Below are 18,654 nucleotides of genomic sequence, written 5' to 3' on the forward strand. Positions count from 1 at the left end.
CCACGTGCATTTCAAGAATCTGCCCCGAACTTCTGTTGGCTATGGCGCTGAATGGTCCTCCGTGAGTTGGCTTGATACTCGAAAGAGCGGTGATCCCGAGGCTTCCACTTCCTCCGGAAAATGCAATTGTCATGCTGGGCAAAGTAATCTGTCCGCCAGCCGTTATGGTTCGGGATGGATAACTATCGAAGTTCTCCGAAAGCACGACTTGCACCGTCAGTTTCCTCTGCGCCGAAACGGCGCCCGAGCCATACACGGCTTTTACGGTGAAACTGTGCAGGCCGGCGATGAGTTCGGAAACTGTCTGCGTCCACACTCCCGAAGCGTTCACCTTGATCTGTCCCTTGCGGACACTGCCGTCGTAAATTTCGACCAGCGCATTGGGGCTCGCTGCACCGGTCAAGACGATTTTTTTTCTCATAGGTAGACGCACCGTTGGCAATCTCGCTGGTATTGATCGTGCCTTTTACCGAAGTAATCGTCGGCGCCACCTCCTGCCCTACGATCACCGTCCACACTGGCGAAACAGTACTCGACCCGTACAGCGCTTTTGCCGTGAATCCGTGACTGGCTCGGGTCAGACCCGTGAGTGTGAATCTCCATTTACCACTGCCGTCTGCCTTGACCTTGCCTTTGGACGTGGAGCCATCGAAGATTTCGACTTCAAGAAATGCATTGGCCGAGCCCGACAGTGTGACGCTGGTATCGGAGGTCGTGCCGCCATTGGCAATCGCAACGCCGCTGGCGTCATGCGCGGCGGTAATGGCCGGTCTTTGGCCGTACACGACGGTGAGTTTTCTCACGTTCGATGACGGATTGGTTGCATATTGGCCGACGGCTTTGATGCTGAGCGGCACGTCCTGCGTGAGGCCGGTGAGCGGGAGGCTCCATGCGCCGTTCGTTGCGGCCTTGGCCTTGCCTTTGGCAAGGCTGCCGACGAAAACCTCCACCTCCTGACCGGCGGGCGCCGTGCCGCTGACGGTCACTTCCTTATGCACGGTGTAGCCGTTGTCGGGAATTTCCCAGCCGCTCAAGTCCTTCACCGAAGTGATCGTCGGTGCCACCAGGGCGACCGATCGGATGGTGTAGGTGCGAAGTGGAAACACCACCGCGTTGTCTTTGATGTTGCTCTTATCCAGCGCTACCAGGAAGTGGAGGGTCAGGGGGGTATTGTGGCCAAGTTGCTTGAGGAAGCTGTTGGCGAATGTCCGTGGCCAGAACCCTTGGTTCAGCCACGTCGCGTTGACGTAATTGCCGCCGCCATTCCAGACCGTCAGGTTGTGCGCGCTGCCGTCGGCTTTCTTGCCTTCCAGCCGCAGCCATACGTGCTGACCGACGTCGATCAGCGTCCAGAGCAAGCCGTGGATGGTCGCGTCTTTAGTGCCGAGTGCATTGACGTCGAGCACGTTGTTTGCGTCGGCGTCGATGATTTTTGGAGGAATCAGGGCCGATGCGGGTAGCGGAAGAATGTTCAGTTTCAACGGCGGTGATGTGGTGGATACGCCGTTGCGGATAACGGTGTAGTCCACGGTGATGGGGCTGTTCAGGGAGAAGGCCAGCACTGAGCGCGGCACCGCGATTTCCAGGCCGGCACTGACCAGTCGTTGCGGGCTGGTGTAGGAGCCTTCTGCGGCGGCTGTCGAACCGGTCCAATTCACGAAAACCAAGTCGCTGGGCAACAAGCCTGTGGGGATCATCACGCGGATTTGCGGCTGGGTCGGGCTGAAGTTGTTGCCGGACTGACCGATGACGGTCGGGGCGCGCAGATCAAGGCGGCTGAGGTGTATGTCTATGATTTGTTCAGAAGATCGTGCGCGATTGCCCAACTGATCGATGACGTAGAACTCGGCGACCGCATCGGGGCCGTCGCCTGCCTTTTCGAAGTCTGCCGTGAACAGCGTCAGGGTGATCGGAGCCGGGGCATCCGGGACGTTGAATCTGAAAATGGTATCGCCCAACTTAAACTCGATACGATCAAATGACCGGCGGTTAGTGTAAGTGAACGTGAACACAACGCCCTGCGCAGCCCGATCGGCACTCACGCCATGGGTGACGACGTCGGGTGGAATCGTCAATACCAGACTCGTCGAAGGACGCAGGTTGTACAGCACGGTTAATTTTCTTGATTCTTCAACATTCCCACCCACGCGCGTGACGACGTAGTTAACCGTATTGACCCCTTGGTTGAAAAAATCGGATGGTATGTACAGCGAGAGGCGTTGATTTTCTTCACCTGGAGCAATGGTCTTGCCCGCGGGGGTTTTTTCGCCGTCAACGTAGACGTCGACTCGATCATGGGCGGCCTTGGTCGAGGCAAGCATTTGCAGTTCGACCCAAGGGTCAATCAATACTTCAAGCCCCCTTGGATCGGCGGTTACAAGCGCTCTGGACACTCCCACGTCAGCGATGCCATCGGGTTTGACCGGTGTTATCGAGCCTTGGATGATCAACGGGTACAACACGAATAACTGATTCAGAGTTGATGACTGGATATCCATGGCGCGTACCTTGAGTGAAAGAAGTCTGTCCAGACGGAACTGACTCATCTCACATCAGGTGGAGGCGGCTGCCTACTGTCAGATCTGACAGGTGCGGGCAGGTTTAAGACGAGCGGTCACAGAGCTTCGGGCTAAACAACAAAATCCTGCGCGAACGCCGTCCCTCTGAAGAAGCTGCCGAAGGTGCGATCTTTGATTTTTTAAACAACAAGATCAAAAGATCGCAGCCTTCGGCAGCTCCTACAGTGGGAATCAAGGTTTGTGCAGGGTTTTCTGCCGCAGGATATAGACCGTCACCAGCACCGCACTGGTCAGCATGAACCCCCGCGCCCATGGCAGTGGCACCAGATAGCACGAGAACAGAATGCTCGCCCACATCAGGCCGATCGCGTAGACCTTGCCCTTGAGCGGAATGCCATTGCCATCGAGGTAGTCGCGGATCCATGGCCCAAGCTTTGGATGCTCGACCAGCCATTGATAGAAACGTGGAGAGCTGCGCGCGAAGCAGGCCGCTGCGAGCAGAAGGAAGGGAGTGGTGGGCAGCACGGGCAGGAAAATCCCGATCACCCCCAATACCACGCTGATCCAGCCGATGGCCAGCAGCAAGTAGCGCAACATCAGGGGGCGGTTGCCTATGGGGTTGTCCATAGGCCGGATCTTAGTGATGGCGTGGCTTGAGGATCGCCGGTTTTTCGTCCGGGGCCTGGCACAGCAAATACAGCGCGGTCAGGGCTTCCGGGATCTGCACGATCATGTCGTCCATCAGGTTGGCGTCCTTGGCGATGTCTTCGAACTCTGGCTGCTCGTCGAACAGACCCGAACCGACCATGATCGGCAGGAGCATTTCGCTGACTTCTTCTTCAGCGGTTTCGAACCAGGCCGCTTCGCGCAGGAACACACCTTCCATGAAACCGATGCACCAGCCGCGCAGTTCGGAGTCGTCCGGCTCGTCGCCCAGATCCAGATCGCACGGCAGCTCGAATTCTTCGTCGGACGCCAGTTGGCGGGCGATGTGTGCCTTGAGGCCGATCAGCGTGGCTTCGATCTCTTCGCGCTGTGCGTCGCTGCTGTAATGCGGCTCTTCGGCGAACAGGGCGTCGATCCACTCACGCTCCGGTACATCTTCTGCACAGATCGACAGGGCGGTCAGGTAACCGTGGGCGGCCACGTAATCCAGCGCCTCTTCGTGCAGCTCGTCGGCGTCGAGGAAGACTTGCAGGCGGGTCAGTTGCTCAGCGAAGGACATTACGGGGCTACCTTGGGGAATAAACAATGCGGGAATTCTAGGCCTTCTTGCGCGCTCAAGCCAGCCGCATGGCAGATTTGCCCCGCCATGGCCCGCAGATCCACCGAGGATTCCTGTAGGAGCTGCCGAAGGCTGCGATCCTTTTGATTTTGTTTTTTCAAGATCAAGATCAAAAGATCGCAGCCTTCGGCAGCTCCTGCAGAGGGGTGCAGGAATGACTCTACTCAGCGGCACCCCTCGTCGGGAAGGGCTCGGGTATACTGCCGCGTTTTGCGCTCCCTGCTTGTCGCGCGGCTGTCATTGCAATGCGCTCTTACGTTTTGTTTAAGCAGCCCTGGCTGTCCTGAACCAGCCTGTGCAGGGATGTTTCGGTAGATTTTTGGAGTTTTTATGCTCGAACAGGCTCAACGCGTCCTCAAGGACATCTTCGGCTACGACAGTTTCCGTGGCCGCCAGGGTGCGATCATTGAGCGCGTGGCCAGCGGCGGTGATGCGCTGGTGCTGATGCCTACCGGTGGCGGCAAATCCCTGTGCTTCCAGGTACCGGCGCTGCTGCGCGAAGGCCTCGCGGTGGTGGTGTCGCCGTTGATCGCCCTGATGGACGATCAGGTCGCCACCCTCGAAGAACTGGGCGTGGCCGCTGCTGCACTGAACTCCACGCTGAGCGCCGAACAGCAGCGCGATCTGGCGGCGCGAATCAAGCGTGGCGAAGTGAAGATGCTCTATCTGGCGCCGGAACGTCTGGTACAGCCGCGCATGCTGTCGTTCCTGCAAGGGCTGAACATTGCGCTGTTTGCCATCGACGAGGCGCATTGCGTATCGCAGTGGGGTCATGACTTCCGCCCGGAATACCTGCAACTGGGCCAGTTGGCGGAAATGTTCCCCGATGTGCCGCGCATCGCCCTGACCGCCACGGCCGACAAGCGCACCCGCGAAGAAATCGTCACCCGCCTGCACCTGCAGAACGCCGAGCGCTTTCTGTCGAGTTTCGACCGGCCGAACATCTTCTACCGCATCGTGCCCAAGGAGCAGCCGCGCAAGCAGTTGCTGGCGTTCCTTGCCGAGCGCCGCAGCGATGCCGGCATCGTCTACTGCCTGTCGCGCAAAAAAGGTCGAGGAAGTCGCCGCGTTCCTCACCGAGCAGGGCTTCCCGGCGCTGCCGTATCACGCCGGTCTGCCCAACGATTTGCGCGCCTATCACCAGAAACGCTTCCTCAACGAGGAGGGCCTGATCATGGTCGCCACCGTGGCGTTCGGCATGGGCATCGACAAGCCCAACGTGCGCTTCGTCGCGCACCTCGACCTGCCGAAATCCCTTGAGGCCTACTATCAGGAAACCGGGCGCGGCGGTCGTGATGGCCTGCCGGCGGATGCGTGGATGGCCTACGGTCTGCAAGACGTGGTGATGCTCAAGCAGATGCTGCAGAACTCCGAAGGCGACGAGCGCCACAAGCGCCTGGAGCAGCACAAGCTCGACGCCATGCTTTCGCTCTGCGAAGAAACCCGCTGCCGCCGGCAGACGCTGCTGGCCTATTTCGACGAAGACATGCCCGAGCCGTGCGGCCACTGCGACAACTGCGTCGACGGTGTGCAGACCTGGGACGCCACCGAGCCGGCGCGTCAGGCGCTGTCGGCGATCTATCGCACCGGCCAGCGCTATGGCGTCGGCCATCTGGTGGACGTGTTGCTGGGCAAGGATAACGAAAAGGTCCGCAGCTTCGGTCATCAGCATCTGTCGGTGTATGGCGTCGGCAAGGCGCTGAGCGAAAGCGAATGGCGCTCGCTGTTTCGTCAGTTGGTGGCGCGTGGTCTGGCCGACGTCGATCACGAGGGCTATGGCGGTTTGCGCCTGAGCGACACCTGTCGGCCATTGCTCAAGGGCGAGGTGACGCTGGAACTGCGCCGCGACCTCAAGCCGCAGGTCACCGCCAAGACCGCCAGCAAGAGCCCGGCCAGCCAACTGGTGCGCGGCGAAGAGCGCGAACAGTGGGAAGCCCTGCGTGCGCTGCGGCGCAAACTCGCCGAAGAGCATGGTGTGCCACCGTACGTCATCTTCCCCGACTCGACGCTGCTGGAAATGCTCCGCAGCCAGCCAACCTCGCTGGCCGACATGGCGCGGGTCAGCGGCGTGGGTGCGCGAAAGCTGGAGCGTTACGGCGAGGCCTTCCTCGAAGTGCTTGGCGGCGAAGCCGAAGCGCCGAAAGCGGTGGCCGACGTGCGCCACGAACTGATCACGCTGGCCCGCGCCGGCATGACCCCGATGCAGATCGCCGGGCAGTTGCAGTGCTCGGAAAAAGAACGTCTACACCATGCTCGCCGAGGCCATTGGCAAGCAGCAATTGTCGCTGGAGCAGGCGCTCGACCTGCCTGAAGAACTGATGGGCGAGGTGCAGGATGCGTTCCTCGACGGCGAAGGCGAGTTGCCGTCGGTCGCCGAAGTGGCCGAGCTGTTCGCCGGTCGGGTTCCGGAAGGCGTTCTTTACTGCGTCAGGGCTGCGTTGCAATCTGAGTTTGAAATGTAAGAGGGCGTTTGCGCCAACCGTCAGGCAGTTGTAACGATTCAGTACAGGTCGGCTCTTGCCTATAGCCAAATGTCATGCTTAGCTGACTAATAATTAGTTTTTCTCTATTTGTCAGTCTACTCATGAGTGTTTTATGCCGTTAACCGATCAACACCGCTTTGGCATGCAATTGGCCCAGATGTCCCGTGGCTGGCGCGCCGAACTGGATCGCCGACTGGCGGGGCTGGGATTGTCCCAGGCGCGCTGGCTGGTGCTGCTGCATCTGGCGCGTTTCGAAGAGGCGCCGACCCAACGCGAGCTGGCGCAAAGTGTCGGCGTCGAGGGGCCGACCCTCGCGCGTTTGCTCGACAGTCTGGAAAGCCAGGGCCTGGTGCAACGCCAGTCGGTGATGGAAGACCGCCGGGCGAAAAAAATCGTGCTCTGCGCACCTGCGCTGCCGCTGATCGAACAAATCGAAACCATTGCCACGCAACTGCGCCATGAATTGTTCGAAGGCGTCGACGAGGCGGATTTGAAGGTGTGCATGCGGGTTCACGGGCACATTCTGGGCAACCTGGAAAAATCTTGAGGCATAACCGCGTGCCGGTTTTTTGAGAGATCGCGCTGAGCAGACTATAAGAACTACTGGGCAATATCGTGTTCGTACCGGATGTGCGAATGCATAGAAACCGGTTTTGCTTATCTAAGGGATGCTCATGCACGCAAGTCGGCACGTGGTACTGCGCAGTGGCGCCAAATGGCTGCTGGTCGCTGGCGTTTTCAGCTATTCGACCTGGTCGATGGCACTGGGCCTGGGAGACATCACGGTTCACTCGGGTCTCAATCAGCCATTCAAGGCCGACATTGCGCTGGTGGATGCCGCTGGCTTGAGTGCCAGCGATCTCTCGGCCAGCCTGGCCTCGGCAGATGAATTCGGCCGGGCCGGGGTGGAACGGGTGTTCTTCCTCAATGACCTCAAGTTCACCCCGATCCTGCATGGCAATCGTCAGATGATCCGGGTGACCTCGCGCAAGCCGGTCAAGGAACCCTTTCTGAATTTTCTGCTGCAGCTCGATCAGCCCAATGGCCGCCTGCTGCGCGAGTACACGGTGCTGATCGATCCGCCTGGATCGCCCAGTATCGTACCGGCCACGGATGAACCCGATCCCCATCCGCAATCCTCTGAATTTCCCGCCGTCGAGCCTGCCACCGCGGCGCCGCAGGCAGCCCAGGGCAAACGCGATGCACCGTCCTCGGCGCCGACATCTCCAGCGGCGGCTTCGCCCGCCAGCGATGCCCTCGCGGAGCAATTGGCGACCAGCGTATTGCTCAATCAGCAACTGCAAAAAGACGGTGGACGAACTCAACGTCAAACTGCAGGCGCAGGATGTGCAGATTGCCGACGGTAAAAAACAGGTCAGTGATCTGCAAACGCGTTTGACCGAATTGCAAAAGCCTCCGGCACCGGTGATTACGCCGCCAACCCCAGCGCCAGCACCCGCCGCGCTGCCAGTCGAGGACAATGATCTCAACTGGCCGCTGTTCGGCGGCTTGCTGCTGTTGTTGGGCCTGCTGGCGGGCGGGCTGTTCGTGCGCCGTCGCCGGCAACTGGCCGAAAATGCAGCGCCGCTGGCGCTTGCCCCGACCGGTCACGAGCCGGATCTGGACGACAGATCCACTGCGCCCTCGATAGGCCTCGGTGCAACACCCGAGCATCGTGAAGAGCCGGCGGCGGGAGATGTGCTGGAGGCGGTGGGAATTTACCTGGCCTACGGACGCCTGAACGAGGCCGTCGGGCTGTTGCGCGATGCCTTGGACAAAGAGCCGGAACGCACCGATCTGGGCGTGCAATTGCTTGAAGTGTTGGGGCGTCAGGGCGACAGTGCCGCTTTCGAGCAACAGGAAAACCAATTGCGCGGGGCAGGAGTCGATCCTCTGCAACTGGAGGCGATCCGGGCGCGTCATCCAAAGCTCACCCGTGCTGCAGCGATCACACCGGTGTTGCCTGTCATCGCTGCAGCACCGATTGCGCCAGCACCGCCGGCGCCTGAGGACGATTTCGAATTGAACCTGGGGGAGCTGTCGATGGCTTCAAGTTGGGATCTTGAAGACAGTCGGACGGCCGCAGATCAGCCATCCGCGGGCGCCCCCGCGTCGGACTCAAGCCTTGAAGTGCTGCCGGTGGACTTCGAGTTGCCCGAGGTCGCCGCGAGTGACGAGGCGGAGCTGGAGTGGATTCCCGAACCCGACGCGCAGCCACTGGATGATGACTTTCTCAATGAATTTGGTGACCCGCCGCCATCACTGGCGCTGGAGCCACTGACACCGCAGGAGCCGGAACCTGCTGTCGCTTCGGTGAAGCTTGAACAGGCGCAAACCTGTATTGATGACGGGGATATCGACAGCGCCATTGCGCTGCTCAATGAGTTGCTCAAGGAAGGGGACGAGCCTCTCAAGCAAACGGCGCGGACGTTACTCGCGGGTATTCGCTGATGTTGAGTCACCGCATTGTGCAGTGACTGGACTTTCACCTTCGCGAGCAAGCTCGCTACCACAGTTGGAATGCGCTCCATTGTGGGAGCGAGCTTGCTCGCGAAGGCCTCAGGGCCGGCAACATCAATCCACCTGAATGATCAGAACGTCTGCCCCAGATTCAGATAAACCGCCTGTTCATTCGCATCATTCAAGCCATAGGTGAAATTCAACGGTCCCAACGGCGTATCGAAACCGATGAACACACTGGCGGCGTTGATGTAGCCACTGTCGAATTCGTTGTCGTTGTTCCACGCCCGGCCGCGTTCCAGCGAGGCGCCGGCATACAACGGGAAGTCCAGTGGCAGGTACGAACGCGGGGTCAACCGGCGGTAATACACCGCGCGCATCAGGCTGACGTTTTGCCCGGAGATCGAGTCCTCGCGAAAGCCCGACAACTGCCGTGCGCCGCCGAGCAGGAAGCTTGAGGTCACCACGTTGGTGTCATCCAGCGTACGTCCATAGCGGCCACCGAGAATCAGCGTATCCGGACCGCGACTCATGGCTTTGTCCAGCTTGAACTCCCACTGGCGGTAACGGGTGTCCGAACCCAGGCTTGGTTCGAATTGCAGCAAGGTCAGGCTGATGTCTTTGCCGTCGTGGGGGTAGTAAACGTTGTCCAGCGAGTCGAACGAATACTTCAGCGAGTAGAAGCCCTCGTTGAAGTGTTCGCTCGGCAGGTCCTGATCTCCAATGCGCACGTCGGCCTTGCCCCAGGCTTCGCCGACGCCGAAACGCATTTCGCCGTTGTTGCCGATCTGCCGTCCGACATTCAGGGCCATACCGTAGCGTTCGACCCGGTATTGGGCGATCGGATCGTTGTCGAGCACTGCGTCGACGTTCTGCGCCTGGAACACCAGAGAGGGCGCGATGAAGTAGCGCGAGCCGACATCCAGCGGTTGATAGAACTCGGTGTACAGCTCCTGTTTATCGCCGATCTGCGCCCGGGTCAGCCATTCCGCGCCGAGACGGTTGATGCCGTTGATCCGATAGCTGGCGCCGAGGTTGAAAGCGCTGGCGCCGCGCATGTCGTCCGAGAGGTTCAGGCCGACCCGCAGGTAATCGGTACCGCTGCGTTTGCCTCGGGCGCTGATCACCAGCGTGTGATCCTGGCCCTTGTGCACCACGCGGTACTGCACCTGTTCGAAGTAATCGAGGCCGTACAGCGTGCCCATGTCCGAATGCAGTCGACCGAGATCCAATGGTTCACCGATGGGCTGGCGAATGTAGTAGCGGATCACGTCGTCACCGACTTTCGAATTGTTCTCGACCTTGATCGCGGTAATGATCGGCGTGCGCTGGCCCGGGGCGCGGGCCGCATTGAGTTCGGCGTCTTGAGATTCGTGGGGTTTGAGCTGAGCGAGGCGGGCGTCGAGAATCCGCGTGGCGCGGTAACCGGCGTCGATCATCTCCTGGGCCTTGCCGAAGTCGGTGACGCCAAACGCCGCCAGCGCTGGCTGGATCAGCACATCGCCGGGTTTGAGGGCGGCCAGTTGTTCTTCGGAATTGCGCCGGGTCATCAGGGTGATCGACTGGTTCAGCACATCAACCACGGTGGCGAGTTGCTTGCGGTTGCGCAGTGGCGTGCCGATGTCGACCACGATTGCCACGTCGACGCCCATTTCCCGCGCGACGTCGAGCGGGATGTTATCGGTCATGCCGCCGTCCACCAGCAGCCGGCCGTCCAGTTCGACCGGGGCGAACACCGCCGGGATCGACATGCTGGCGCGGATCACCTGCGGCAAGTGACCTTTGCGGAACACTACTTTTTCGCCGTTGGCGATGTCGGTGGCGACCGCGCGGAACGGGATTGGCAGCTTGTCGAAGTCGCGGGTGTCGCTGGTATGCGCCAGCAGGCTTTCCAGCATCAGCGCCAGGTTCTGGCCCTGAATCACCCCCAGCGGCAGGCCGAGGCTGCCGTCATCGCGGAAACTCAGTTGCTGTTTCACCAGAAAGTCGCGGTCGTCCTGTTTGCGGCGAAACGGCACGTCTTCCCGGGGCGGGGCGTCGGACAGCGCCTGTTGCCAGTCGATGTTCAACGCGAGTTTTTCCAGCTCATCGATCTTGTAGCCCGAGGCATACAGGCCACCGACCACCGCGCCCATGCTGGTGCCGGCAATTGCATCGATCTTGATGCCTTGCTCCTCAAGGGCCTTGAGCACGCCAATGTGCGCCAGACCACGGGCAGCACCACCGGACAGCACCAGGCCGACTTTCGGGCGGGGGGCTTCGGTGGCATGCACGCTGACATCAATAAAGAACGGCAGAAAGCCAAGCAACAGGCAGAACAGCAAACGGCGCATGGTGAGTCTCGGGGCAAGCGATAAAGCCGGCTATTATAGCGGCGCCCCCTGTCTCAGGAGTTTCAGCGAACATGTCTGCTGCAAAACCGGAAATCGTCATCACATATTGCACCCAATGCCAGTGGCTGCTGCGCGCCGCGTGGCTGGCGCAGGAACTGCTCAGCACTTTCGGCGACGACCTCGGCAAGGTGTCTCTGGTGCCCGGCACTGGCGGGGTATTTCACATCAGCTGCGACGATGTGCAGATCTGGGAGCGCAAGGCCGATGGCGGCTTTCCCGAGGCCAAGGTGCTCAAGCAGCGAGTCCGCGATCAGATCGACCCTGAGCGCGACCTCGGTCACAACGACCGCACTCAGTGAGACGCGGCTTCGGCGGCGACGGTTTTCTTGTCGGCGCTGCCTGACATCCGCGCCGAGACCACGATGGCGACGATGATCAGCGCGCCGCCAATCAGCATGCGCACGCTCGGGTTTTCATCGAACAGCAGCCAGGCGACGGTGATGCCGTAGACCGGCTCCATGGCGAACACCACGGCGGCGGTGCGCGCCTTGATCACCGCGAGGCTGGCGACAAACAGGCTGTGCGCAACGCCGGTGCAGAACACCCCGAGCAGGCCGATCCACAGCCAGTCCATCGCGCGTACTTCGCTCAGTTGCGGGGCCGCGACCGGCAGCAGACACAGCGCCACCACCACGTTTTGACACAGCGCCGCCTGCACCGCCGGGATACGTCCGGAGCTGGCGCGGTTGGTCAGCGACAGCAGGGCGAACAGCAAGCCCGACAGCACCGCCCAGAGCAATCCGGTGGTGGCGCCGCTGGCCAGATCGAACGCCGGAGTTACAAGCACAAGACCCACGCTGACCAGCACCACCAGCACAATTTCATTGGCGCGGATGCGTTCGCGGAAAATCAGCCCTTCAAGAATCACCGTGAACGCCGGGAAACTCGCGAAGCCCAAGGTCGCAATCGCCACCCCGGCGACTTTCACTGCGATGAAAAAACTCACCCAGTGCCCGGCCAGCAACACGCCGCTGAGTGCCAGGCGGCGCCAGTCGACCGCCTGCAGTTTCTGCCAGCCGTGCTGGCTGGCGAAGCGGGCGAAAAAGGCCAGGGCGAGCACGGCAAACGCCGCACGTCCGAAGACGATAACCGCCGGTGAGGCGGCCGCGAGTTTGCCGAACACACCGGTCAGGCCGAACATCAGAGCGCCGATATGCAGGGCGCCGAGGGCGGTACGCGGAGTCATTGCAATCCTTAATCCGAACACGGTTTCAAATGCAGGAGCTGCCGCAGGCTGCGATCTTTTGATCTTGCTTAAGATCTTGCAAAGTCAAATTCAAAAGATCGCACCTTCGGCAGCTCCAACAGGGAGCATGGGCAAACATTGAAACGTGTTGCGGCGCAGAAGTCTGTCGGCGAACTAGCGTTTTTTGTCGCAGGAATCGCGGCGCAACTGGCCCGGGGACGCGCCAAACTCCCGCAATACCGCCGCCGCGAACGCACTTTGCGAACTGTAGCCGACCCGGCAGGCGATTTCGCCGATGGGCAGCGCCGTGTCGCGCAGCAGGCAAACCGCCTTGTGCAGCCGCCGGCTGCGAATGTAGTCCATCGGCGTCTGCCCGCATTCCGCCATGAACCGTGCGTGCAGCCGGGCGCTGGACAATCCGGCGATCTGCGCCAGATCGGCCACTTGCAGCGGGTAGGCGGCGTATTGTTCGATATGCGCATCCAGCGCCGCGTAGGGCAGACGCCGCGCCGAGTGTTCGGCAGGTCTGGCGTGATTCAGGCTGGCGAGCAGCAACACCGCGCCTTGCTGGGCGATCAGCGGATCCGTGACCGGGCTGTTCGCCAGCCAATTGACCAATTGGCTTTGCCCGGCATCAAGGGACAACCGCGCAGGCTGGTCGAGCAAGCGCTGACTGGCGTCGGCGTGCTCGCCCAGCGAATCGTTCAGCCATGGCCCGTCGGGTACGTCCAGTACCAGACAACGGCTGCCATCGGGACTGCCGCAGGCATGATGCGCGCCGCCGGGGACGACCACGAAACTCTGCTGACGCACCTGGCTGCCCTGACCCTCGACTTCGAAATCCAGCGCGCCGGACAGACCGAACACCAGTTGCGCGTGGTCGTGGCTGTGGACGATCAGGTCGTGGGTGTATTGGCGCAGAGTCAGGATCGGGCGCATGGCAGAGGTCTCCGAAGTGAGCGCCAGTCTACACCGGGGCAACGGGCTTGCGCGCTGTCACACGACTGACGCCTGCCTGTCATGGTCGATTCACCCGGTGCGTGCACAGTGGCGAAAACATCGCAGAGGGTTGCCCATGACCAGCGCCGAGCTCGCCAGACCCAGCCGTAAACAACGGGTGCGCACCTTGTGGATTTCCGATGTGCATCTGGGCACACGGGACTGCCAGGCCGAGCACTTGTCGCAATTTCTCAAGGGCTACCACGCCGACAAGATCTACCTGGTCGGAGACATCATCGACGGCTGGAAGCTGCGCGGTGGCATGTACTGGCCACAGGCGCACACCAACGTGATCCGCCGCCTGCTGACCATGAGCAAGCGCGGCACCGAGGTGATCTACGTCACCGGCAACCACGACGAATTCCTGCGCCGTTATTCGAAGCTGATCCTCGGCAACATCCAGTTGGTCGACGAGGCGGTGCACGTCACGGCGGATGGCCGGCACTTGCTGGTGATCCATGGCGATCAATTTGACGTGATCACCCGCTATCACCGCTGGCTGGCCTTTCTCGGCGACTCGGCCTACGAATTCACCCTGACCCTCAACCGCTGGCTCAATCACTGGCGTGCCCGTTATGGCTACGGCTACTGGTCGTTGTCGGCGTACCTGAAACACAAGGTGAAGACGGCGGTGAGCTTCATCAGCGACTTCGAAGAAGCGATCGCCCACGAATGTGTGAAACGCGAATTGCACGGCGTGGTCTGCGGGCATATTCACCACGCCGAGATCCGCAAGGTCGGCGAGGTGGACTACCTCAATTGCGGCGACTGGGTGGAGTCGTGCACGGCGTTGATCGAGCATTGGGATGGCACGATCGAGTTGTATCGCCTGGCAGATGCCCAGGCGCGGGAGGCACAGCTCAAGGCGGCCAAGGTCGCCGAACTCGCCTGAACGACACAGATCCCGTGTGGGAGCGAGCCTGCTCGCGAAAGCGTTACATCAGGCAAAGCAGTGTTGCCTGACACTGCGCATTCGCGAGCAGGCTCGCTCCCACATTTTGAATTGTGGTGTTCTCAGGCCGGGCTGTGTTCTTCCATCGCGGCCTTGTAGATCGAGTGCTTCGGATGCGCAAACAACCTTTCCATCATTGGCTCAAAGAAGCTTAACGGCAGCGTGTCATAGTCAGGGTCGAACGCCGCCGCATCGTACCTGGCGCAGAATTCCGCCGTCGCCTGGTACTGCGGATGCGCGGCGAATTGCTCGCGCAGGTGCCGATCCATGCCCAGGTGATGGAAGAAGTAGTAACCCTGAAAGATTCCGTGCTTCTCGACCATCCACAGATTTTCGGCGCTGACGAACGGTTTGAGAATCGCCGCCGCGATGTCCGGGTGATTGTAGGAGCCGAGGGTGTCGCCGATGTCATGCAGCAGCGCACAGACCACGTACTCCTCGTCACGGCCATCGCGATAGGCGCGGGTCGCGGTTTGCAGCGAGTGGGTCAGGCGATCCACCGGGAAGCCGCCGAAATCACCTTCCAGCAACTTCAGGTGCGCGACGATCCGCGACGGCAATTGCCGGGCGTAGGCGCTGAAGTCTGCGGCGATGATCGCCCAGTCTTCCGGCGTGCCATCCTGCATGTGGGTGAAGCGGGCATTGGCGTTCATCGGCAAGCCTCCAGGTGTGTCGGGTTTCAGAACGCCACGCGGCCGAGGATCATGTCGCGGTACATGACGAAATCGCCGAGCAGGCTGTACAGCGGATGCTGGAAAGTCGCCGGACGGTTCTTCTCAAAGAAGAAGTGCCCGATCCAGGCAAAGCTGTAACCGGCCAGCGGCAGGGCCAGTAACAGTAGCCAGGCGCCCTTGGCGAGGGTCATGGCCAGAATGAAAATCACCAGCGTGGTGCCGATAAAATGCAATCGGCGGCAGGTACTGTTGGCGTGTTCGCTGAGGTAATACGGATAAAACTCGGCGAAGCTATTGAATGGCTTGATGTTTTCCACGACTGCGATCTCTGTGGTTATTGTTCTGACGGCAAGTTGTTCGGCGGGTAGCCTATTTGAGTCTAGAGTGAACACTGGTATCAGCCAGTGACAATGGGCGCCACTTTAGTATCCTTCGCAAATCGGGTCGCAACATGTGATCCATCATGTAAAAGAATGACGCCATGAGCGAACGAACGACTTCTGCAAGCTGGGCGATGGGGATTGTCAAAGCATTGGAGATGGACGGCCTGGATTGCCGGGTGCTGTTCAAGCAACTGGGGCTCGATTACGCGGCCCTGGATGATCCGGATGCGCGTTTCCCGCAGGATTCCATGACCCGGCTCTGGCAACGGGCGGTCGAGCTGTCCGGCAACCCGGCGATCGGCTTGAACATGGGCAAAGTGGTGCGTCCGGCCTCGTTCCATGTCGCCGGCTATGCCTTGATGTCGAGCAACACCTTGGCCGAAGGCTTCCAACGGTTGGTGCGTTATCAGCGGATCATCGCCGAAAGTGCCGACCTGAGTTTTCGCCTGCTCGAAGAAGGCTATGCGCTGATTCTGACGGTGCATGGCGATCACCTGCCACCGACCCGACAGAGCGCCGAAGCCTCGCTGGCCTGTGCGTTGGGCCTGTGCAGCTGGTTGACCGGGCGCACGCTGCATCCGGTCAAAGTGCTGTTCCAGGGCGACGAGCCCGCAGACCTGCAACCTTACAGGCAAGCCTTCCATGCGCCGCTGATGTTCAACGCACCGTACGATGCGTTGATTTTCGAAAGGGCCGACATGGAGGCGCCACTGCCCACCGCCAACGAAGCCATGGCGCTGTTGCACGACCGGTTTGCCGGGGAGTACCTGGCGCGATTCTCTGAAAGCCGCGTGACCCACAAGGCTCGGCAGGTGCTATGTCGCTTGTTGCCGCAGGGCGAACCCAAGCGCGATACGGTGGCGCAGACCCTGCATCTGTCGCAGCGCACCTTGCAGCGGCGGTTGCAGGAGGAGGGCACGAGTTTTCAGCAGTTGCTCGACGACACCCGCCGCGAACTCGCCGAGCAATACCTGGCCCAGCCGAGCATGACCCTGCTGGAGATTGCGTATCTGCTGGGGTTTGCCGATCCGAGCAACTTCTTCCGCGCCTTCCGTCGCTGGTTTGACACCACGCCCCGGCGATTACCGGGCGCGGCTGTTGCAGGCGCCGGTCAGTGACGCCAAAAGGCCGGAATACACAGCACAAACACCGTAATGATCTCCAGTCGGCCGAGCAGCATGCCGAACGACAGGATCCACTTCGCGGCATCCGGCAGGGTGGCGAAGTTGCCCGCCGGGCCGATGGTCTCACCCAGGCCCGGGCCGACGCCGGACACGGTGCTGGCAGCGCCTGTCAGCGCAGTCATCCAGTCCACGCCGAGCAGCGACAGCAGCAGGGCGATCACGCAAATGGTGATGGCGAAGAAGAACGAAAAAGTCAGAATCGAACGCACGATTTCTTCGTCGAGGCGGTGACCGTTGTACTTCTGCTTGATCACCGCGCGCGGGTGAATCAACTGGTTAAGGTTGGCCTTGAGCAGGATGTAGGCGACCTGGAAACGGAAGATCTTGATCCCGCCCGCGGTCGAACCGGAGCAGCCGCCGACAAAGCCCAGATAGAAAAACAGCATCAGCGAGAAGTTGCCCCACAGGCTGTAGTCGCCGAGGGCGAAACCGGTGGTGGTGACCACCGAGGTCACGTTCAGCGCCACGTGCCGCAGGGCCTCCAGCCAATGCAGCTTGGTGGTCCACCAATACCAGGTGCCAAGCACCAGCCAGGTCACCAGCAACATGCCGAGCAGGCCCTGCACCTGCTGATCCTTGATCAATGCCTTGCGATTGCCGCGCATGGTCGCGACATAGAGGGTGAATGGCAGGCTGCCGAGAATCATGATCACCACCGCGACCCAGTGCACCGCCGGTTGTGTCCACTTCGCCAATGACTGGTCGGAGGTCGAGAAGCCGCCGGTGGAGATCGCCGACATCGCGTGGTTGATCGCATCGAACGGGCTCATTCCGGCCCACCAGAATGCCAGGCTGCCGAGGATGGTGATGCCGACGTAGGCGGCCACGATCAGGCGCGCCACCATGTGCGAGCGCGGCATGACCTTTTCTGAACGGTCGGACGATTCGGTCTGGAACAGGCGCATGCCACCGATGCGCAGCAGCGGCAGAATCGCCACCGCCATGCCGATGAAGCCGATACCGCCGAGCCAGTGCAGCAGCGAGCGCCACATCAGGATTCCCGGCGACATGCTGTCCAGCCCGCTGAGCACGGTTGAGCCGGTGGCGGTGATGCCGGACATGCTTTCAAAGAACGAGTCGGTGTAGCTGATGTGCTGAGTCAGCAGGAATGGCAGCGCGGCGAAAATGCACACCACCAGCCAGCTGCTGACCGTCAACAGGTACATGTCACGCGGGCGCAGATGGATGTGTTCCGGGCGTCCGGGAATCACCAGCGCAAGGCCGGCGAGGAAGGTGATCATGCTCGCCCAGAGGAACGACGGCAGGTCACTGGTGCGCTCGAAAATCACCAGGGTGGCCATGGGCACGACCATGGCGACGGCCAGGGTGATCAGGAAGATGCCGATGATGAAACCAATGATCCGTAAGGTCGGCAACGCCATGAAGTCCGCTCGGGCTGAAGTGGGAAGGGCGCCATTCTACCCGTGAGGCAGGGCATGTAAACCGGCATCCCGTTGGCAGATGAAGCTAGAATAGCCGCACATTTTTCTCAGGAGGTGGCCGATGCAGGCTCTCGACGCGTTGCTCAACCGTGTTTCCGTTCCACGCCTGGTCGAACCGGCCCCCACCGCGCAGCAGCGCGAAGCGCTGTTCGGTGCGGCCCTGCGTGCGCCGGATCACGGCCATCTGCAGCCGTATCGTTTCCTCACCGTCGAAGGGGCGGCGCGCGAGCAAATGGGCGAGTTGCTGGCCGAAGCGGCGCAGATGCAGGAAGGTGAAGTCACTGAAGCGATGATCGACAAGGCGCGCAACGGCCCGCTGCGGGCGCCGCTGGTGGTCGTGGTGATCGCGAAACTGCAGGAACATGTCAAGTATCCGAAGGCCGAGCAGTTGCTGGCGGCGGGGTGTGCGGCGCACGGAATTCTGCTGGCGGCCTATGCGCAGGGGATTGGTGCGGTGTGGCGTACCGGTGATCTGGCCTATTCGGCGCATGTGGCCAAGGGGCTGGGCCTGGCTGAAGGCGAGCAGGTGATTGCCTTCCTGTACCTCGGCACGCCGCAGAAAGAGCCGCGTGTTGCCGAGAAGGTTGATCTGGCCGAATTCGTCAGCGCCTGGCCGGGCAAGGTTTAAAGTCAAAAGATCGTCCGATCGCGGCCCGAGCCTTCGGCAGCTCCTACAGGTGTTTCGACTCTGTAG

General features: G+C 60.9%; 13 protein-coding genes and 3 pseudogenes. 7 read left to right on the plus strand and 9 right to left on the minus strand.

Annotated features, from left to right (window positions below; all coding sequences use genetic code 11):
* Positions 1 to 182 precede the first annotated feature (182 nt).
* The 3 genes from HT737_RS23275 to HT737_RS23285 form a co-directional block, all read right to left on the minus strand.
* Positions 183 to 2,546: a hypothetical protein gene (locus HT737_RS23275; RefSeq protein ID WP_182404100.1), complete on the minus strand. Its 2,364-nt coding sequence runs from the start codon at positions 2,544 to 2,546 to the stop codon at positions 183 to 185.
* A 204-nt stretch (positions 2,547 to 2,750) separates the two neighbouring features.
* Positions 2,751 to 3,146, minus strand: a complete 396-nt coding sequence (locus HT737_RS23280) for a YbaN family protein (protein WP_182404101.1) — start codon at positions 3,144 to 3,146, stop codon at positions 2,751 to 2,753.
* 10 nt (positions 3,147 to 3,156) lie between these two features.
* On the minus strand, positions 3,157 to 3,744 hold the full coding sequence (locus HT737_RS23285; protein WP_025110580.1) for a YecA family protein: 588 nt from the start codon (positions 3,742 to 3,744) through the stop codon (positions 3,157 to 3,159).
* A 390-nt stretch (positions 3,745 to 4,134) separates the two neighbouring features.
* Between HT737_RS23285 and recQ the strand changes: the two are divergent.
* From recQ to HT737_RS23300, 3 genes and pseudogenes are all read left to right on the plus strand, one after another.
* Positions 4,135 to 6,266: pseudogene (recQ, locus tag HT737_RS23290) on the plus strand (DNA helicase RecQ).
* A 133-nt stretch (positions 6,267 to 6,399) separates the two neighbouring features.
* Positions 6,400 to 6,834: a MarR family transcriptional regulator gene (locus tag HT737_RS23295; RefSeq protein ID WP_016984207.1), complete on the plus strand. Its 435-nt coding sequence runs from the start codon at positions 6,400 to 6,402 to the stop codon at positions 6,832 to 6,834.
* A 127-nt stretch (positions 6,835 to 6,961) separates the two neighbouring features.
* A pseudogene (locus HT737_RS23300) lies at positions 6,962 to 8,738 on the plus strand (FimV/HubP family polar landmark protein).
* Between the two features lie 140 nt (positions 8,739 to 8,878).
* Here the strand turns inward: HT737_RS23300 and HT737_RS23305 are convergent.
* Positions 8,879 to 11,080, minus strand: a complete 2,202-nt coding sequence (locus HT737_RS23305) for a patatin-like phospholipase family protein (protein WP_182404102.1) — start codon at positions 11,078 to 11,080, stop codon at positions 8,879 to 8,881.
* A gap of 71 nt (positions 11,081 to 11,151) precedes the next feature.
* Here HT737_RS23305 and HT737_RS23310 point away from each other — a divergent pair, with 71 nt between their 5' ends.
* Entirely contained in the window at positions 11,152 to 11,439 is a 288-nt protein-coding gene (locus tag HT737_RS23310) for a SelT/SelW/SelH family protein (RefSeq protein ID WP_027613985.1), read from the plus strand.
* Here the strand turns inward: HT737_RS23310 and HT737_RS23315 are convergent.
* A complete protein-coding gene (locus tag HT737_RS23315) occupies positions 11,433 to 12,326 on the minus strand; it encodes a DMT family transporter (RefSeq protein WP_121184286.1) in 894 nt (297 codons plus the stop codon). The two genes, HT737_RS23310 and HT737_RS23315, sit on opposite strands and share 7 nt — an antisense overlap.
* A 174-nt stretch (positions 12,327 to 12,500) precedes the next feature.
* The gene (locus HT737_RS23320; protein ID WP_182404103.1) at positions 12,501 to 13,265 is read right to left on the minus strand and encodes an AraC family transcriptional regulator; all 765 of its coding nucleotides are present in this window, start codon (positions 13,263 to 13,265) and stop codon (positions 12,501 to 12,503) included.
* 136 nt (positions 13,266 to 13,401) lie between these two features.
* On the opposite strand from HT737_RS23320, the gene HT737_RS23325 reads away from it, so the two are divergent.
* The gene (locus HT737_RS23325; RefSeq protein WP_047292436.1) at positions 13,402 to 14,217 is read left to right on the plus strand and encodes a UDP-2,3-diacylglucosamine diphosphatase; all 816 of its coding nucleotides are present in this window, start codon (positions 13,402 to 13,404) and stop codon (positions 14,215 to 14,217) included.
* Between the two features lie 122 nt (positions 14,218 to 14,339).
* Here HT737_RS23325 and HT737_RS23330 read toward each other — a convergent pair whose 3' ends face one another.
* Positions 14,340 to 14,930 carry an HD domain-containing protein gene (locus HT737_RS23330; protein WP_182404104.1) on the minus strand — a complete coding sequence of 197 codons (591 nt, stop codon included), beginning with the start codon at positions 14,928 to 14,930 and terminating at the stop codon, positions 14,340 to 14,342.
* 26 nt (positions 14,931 to 14,956) lie between these two features.
* On the minus strand, positions 14,957 to 15,268 hold the full coding sequence (locus HT737_RS23335) for a DUF962 domain-containing protein (RefSeq protein WP_182404105.1): 312 nt from the start codon (positions 15,266 to 15,268) through the stop codon (positions 14,957 to 14,959).
* 164 nt (positions 15,269 to 15,432) lie between these two features.
* On the opposite strand from HT737_RS23335, the pseudogene HT737_RS23340 reads away from it, so the two are divergent.
* Positions 15,433 to 16,489: pseudogene (locus HT737_RS23340) on the plus strand (AraC family transcriptional regulator).
* Here HT737_RS23340 and HT737_RS23345 read toward each other — a convergent pair.
* Positions 16,446 to 17,900, minus strand: coding sequence for a TrkH family potassium uptake protein (locus HT737_RS23345; RefSeq protein WP_047292446.1), 1,455 nt, complete (start codon positions 17,898 to 17,900; stop codon positions 16,446 to 16,448). The pseudogene HT737_RS23340 and the gene HT737_RS23345 sit on opposite strands and share 44 nt — an antisense overlap.
* A gap of 121 nt (positions 17,901 to 18,021) precedes the next feature.
* Between HT737_RS23345 and HT737_RS23350 the strand changes: the two genes are divergently transcribed.
* Positions 18,022 to 18,588: a nitroreductase family protein gene (locus HT737_RS23350; RefSeq protein ID WP_047292448.1), complete on the plus strand. Its 567-nt coding sequence runs from the start codon at positions 18,022 to 18,024 to the stop codon at positions 18,586 to 18,588.
* The last annotated feature ends 66 nt before the right edge of the window (positions 18,589 to 18,654 follow it).

The organism is Pseudomonas sp. MD195_PC81_125 (assembly GCF_014060985.1).
Classification (GTDB): Bacteria; Pseudomonadota; Gammaproteobacteria; order Pseudomonadales; family Pseudomonadaceae; genus Aquipseudomonas; species Aquipseudomonas parakoreensis.